A 3,378-nucleotide genomic window follows, 5' to 3' on the forward strand; every position below is an offset into this window, starting at 1 on the left:
CGCTGGTGTCGGCGAGGAGCTTGGCCGCGTGGGCAAGGAGGGTGCACTTCTCCGTGCCGTCCGTGGTGTCGGCGTCGGCGAGGTAGGTCGCGGCGTCGTCCAGGTCCTCGGCACCGTTGATGCCGGCGTCGGCCAGGCGGTCGGAAGCGGTCCGGAGCTGGTGGGCGAAGTCGGTAAGGGTGACGGCCGGCCACTCTTCCGTGACGAAGGCGATGTCGGCGGCGTAGCGGGTGATGAGGTTCGTTTCGGCGGTGATCGGTGCGGTGGTGGTCATGGGTCAGTCCTCCAGGTCGGTGGGGTAGTCGCCAACGCGGGCTGCTTCGGCCATCGCCCGGTGGTCGCGGGCGTTGGAAGCGCACTGGCGGGCTCCCGGGGTGCCGGGGGCCAAGCCGGCGAGCCTGTCAGCGGCGGCGGCTTCCTCGGTGTGGAACTGGATCGCTTCGGAACGCTTCATGGCTGGCCCTCTCGGGAGTTGGTTCAGCAGTCGGGGCAGGTGTCATCGCCCGTGCACTGATCGGCGTGACGGCATGCCTCGTTGCAGTACGGGTAGCCGCCGGGTGCTCCGCAGAGCTCGCACTCGTCCATCAGGCGGCGGCCGGCATCTGAATGCCGCGGATCTCGTCCATGAGGCGGGGGGCGTCCGGCGCGGACTGGTCGAGCTCGATCGCGGCGATGATCACGGCCGTCATCTGGTCGTGGTCGCCGACGGACCAGGCAGCCCGGAACTCGTCGAGGAGCGTGACGGCCAGCCGGTCGGTGTCAACGACCCGGGCGGCGAGCGCCTCGGCCTGGGCGACGGTCGTGGTGGCCCGGCGACGGGCGGCGAGGTCGGACACGGTGGCGAGATCGGCGTTGGAAAGAGACATGGTGGTGCCCTTCTAGGTGGTCTGAGGTGTGGTGGAGAGCCGCGGTCGCGCAGGTACGGGGGCGGTCACCGCGCGACCGCGGCGGTACGGCGGGTTAGCGGCGGCGGGCCGCTTCGATCTTCTTGCGGAGCGTGCGGGCGGCCTCGGCGTCCTTGGCGGCAGCCTTCGCGCTCCGGATCATGCGGACCGTCTCGCGGTCAGCGGGGCACAGGTCGCTCGACCGGAACACGGTCACCGCCCCTGCTGGTGTGTGGTCAGGGTCTTCGCCGCGAGGATCAGGCGGGCCGCGTACTCCCAGTGCTCGTCACCCTCACGGTGCAGAGGCAGGGCCTCCCACCCCTCCCACGCCGGGCACAGCGCCACGGTGGAAGCCTGCGAGCCAGCCGCGGCAAGCACCGTGGCGGTGAGGTCGGTGTGGGTGAGGATGCGGGCCGGCCGCTCCAGAAGGAGCGCGGCGGTCGCCGTGAGGAGCTCGGCGACGTCGACCGTGGGGACGGGGCGCTCATAGGACGACGCGGCCTCGTTGGCGGCGATGTCGGCCGGGGACTGCGGGGAGCCGATGACGCTGTTCGTGGAACTCGCAAGCTTGGGCATGACGGTCCTTCCCTCCGAAGAGCGACTGCCAACTTTCTTGGCACTTCGATAATGCACGACCGGACGCATCGGTGCAACTAAGTTGGCACTATGAGGTGAGCGGCGCGCGCCTATTCACTTGGCGGTAGAACGTGAGACCATTCCGGACATGACAGGTACGCCCGCGAGGCTCGATGAGAAGGAACGGCAGCCATGGTTGCGTCGGCTTGACCGAGCCAGTGCCGCACACGAGAAGTCCCGACGTCAGCTCGACGAACTCGTCGCAGATGCGCGGGCGGCTGGCGTGCCATTGACGTCCATCGCAGAGCACACCCCCTACAGCCGCGAGTGGGCGCGAAGGATCGCAGACCAGATCGACGCGCAACGCGCAACCTGAACCCGCAGCCCTGATGGATGTGTTCGCCATGCCTTTGAGTCAAGCGGCAGCCGCCTTACTCCGTGATGAGCCACTAGTGCGGCCGGAGTGCACCTCGCTCGCCCCGCCGTGCAGTAGCAGTGCAGCCGTGATGCAAGAGCCCAGCAACACGACTCCGGGAGCCGGATAGTGACAGTCGTAGACACGTGGACCGGCCGCACAGCATGCGCTCTTCAGGCGGCCCTCCGCATGACGAACGAGGGCTTCGCTGAGCATCTCGGAGTCGCTGTACGCACGGTCGCCGGCTGGCATCGGAGCCCGGACATCGTCCCGCGCCCGGAGATGCAGCTGGCCCTCGACACCACCTACGAGAGGGCATCCGACCACGTGCACCGACGATTCAATCTCCTGTCCCGGCCAGCTGAGGAGCCGGCTCGGGCCCAGGCTCTGCGGGTGGCGATCGCCGTCGTCGTGCGGCATGAGGAAGTCCTCCTCGTATGCCGCCGCGGGGACGACGCGCTGACCTGGCAGTTCCCTGCAGGGATGGTGAAGCCGGGCGGGTCGCCGGAGACCGTGGCTGTACAGGAGACCCTTGCCGAGACCGGCATCCACTGCGCGGTCCGCCAGCATCTCGGTGGCCGTCTGCACCCTTCAACTGGTGTCCTTGCCGAGTACTACCTCTGCGAGCACCTGACGGGCGAGGCGGCGAACCGCGATCCGCAGGAGAACGTGGACGTCACATGGGTGCCGACCAGCGCCCTTACCCGCTTCATTCCCGCAGAAAAGATCTTCGAGCCGATCCTAAAAGCCCTGGAGGCCGCGTGACCGAGCAGACCGACAACCAGCCCCCCGTCTCCACGGCGATCATTGTCGATGGAGGCAAGGTCTTGATGATCCGACGCCGGGAGCGGGAAGGGAAGCTTCTGTGGGCGTTTCCCGGCGGCGGTATCGAGGCGGGTGAGTCCCCGGAGCAGGCCGCGGTCCGGGAGGTCGCCGAGGAAGTCACTCTGGATGTCAAGGCGGTCCGGGTCCTCGGTGACCGGGTGCACCCGAACACGGGCGTACACATGACGTATGTGGCCTGCGAGGCGATCTCCGGCGAGGCGGTAGTGGGCGACCCAGAAGAGATCGCCGAGGTCGCTTGGCTCAGCCACGGCGATATCCCAACCTATGTGCCCTACGGCCTGTTCGGACCGGTGCAGGGATACCTCGACGCCACGCTGGTCCGCCCCGCCTAGTCATCACCAAGCAGCAACAAAGCCCCACCCGTTGCCGGGTGGGGCTTTTCTGTGGGTGCTTGGTGCACCGCAACTGCATCAGAGGCGCATCGACCCTGCCACACACCCAGACGATCATTCATGCGTCAACAGAAACGGCCGGATGGTCGCCACCGTCCGGCCGTGAAGTCCAGCGGGTCGCCACCCGCCAGTCGGAGATCCAACTCAGTTGAAGGAGCACCTCTGTGACTACCTTACCGGGATTCTTGCCAGAAAGCCCCGGCGTTCACGCCGGGGATGAATGCATCGCAAGACTGCTCTGACGTGCGCGTCAGAGCGGGCGTTT

Annotated in this window: 7 protein-coding genes; 2 read left to right on the forward strand and 5 right to left on the reverse strand. The window is 67.6% G+C overall.

The window, feature by feature from the left end; all coding sequences use genetic code 11:
- From ACWCQ6_RS36410 to ACWCQ6_RS36430, 5 genes are all read right to left on the reverse strand, one after another.
- Nucleotides 1–274, reverse strand: a 274-nt coding sequence (locus ACWCQ6_RS36410) for a hypothetical protein (protein WP_451096687.1), incomplete at its 3' end; no start/stop codon positions are given.
- Between the two features lie 3 nt (nucleotides 275–277).
- The gene (locus ACWCQ6_RS36415) at nucleotides 278–454 is read right to left on the reverse strand and encodes a hypothetical protein (RefSeq protein ID WP_451096689.1); all 177 of its coding nucleotides are present in this window, start codon (nucleotides 452–454) and stop codon (nucleotides 278–280) included.
- Between the two features lie 130 nt (nucleotides 455–584).
- Complete coding sequence (locus tag ACWCQ6_RS36420) at nucleotides 585–866, reverse strand: hypothetical protein (RefSeq protein ID WP_451096691.1); 282 nt, start codon at nucleotides 864–866, stop codon at nucleotides 585–587.
- Between the two features lie 94 nt (nucleotides 867–960).
- On the reverse strand, nucleotides 961–1,101 hold the full coding sequence (locus tag ACWCQ6_RS36425; protein ID WP_451096693.1) for a hypothetical protein: 141 nt from the start codon (nucleotides 1,099–1,101) through the stop codon (nucleotides 961–963).
- Nucleotides 1,098–1,460: a hypothetical protein gene (locus tag ACWCQ6_RS36430; protein ID WP_451096695.1), complete on the reverse strand. Its 363-nt coding sequence runs from the start codon at nucleotides 1,458–1,460 to the stop codon at nucleotides 1,098–1,100. The genes ACWCQ6_RS36425 and ACWCQ6_RS36430 overlap by 4 nt, the downstream gene beginning before the upstream one ends.
- Before the next feature lie 604 nt (nucleotides 1,461–2,064).
- Here ACWCQ6_RS36430 and ACWCQ6_RS36435 point away from each other — a divergent pair.
- Nucleotides 2,065–2,640 (forward strand): NUDIX hydrolase, encoded by a 576-nt coding sequence (locus ACWCQ6_RS36435; RefSeq protein WP_451096697.1) that lies wholly within the window; start codon nucleotides 2,065–2,067, stop codon nucleotides 2,638–2,640.
- Complete coding sequence (locus ACWCQ6_RS36440) at nucleotides 2,637–3,053, forward strand: NUDIX hydrolase (RefSeq protein ID WP_451096699.1); 417 nt, start codon at nucleotides 2,637–2,639, stop codon at nucleotides 3,051–3,053. Before ACWCQ6_RS36435 ends, ACWCQ6_RS36440 begins: the two co-directional genes overlap by 4 nt.
- The last annotated feature ends 325 nt before the right edge of the window (nucleotides 3,054–3,378 follow it).

The sequence above is a fragment of the Streptomyces sp. NPDC001880 genome, assembly GCF_053594575.1.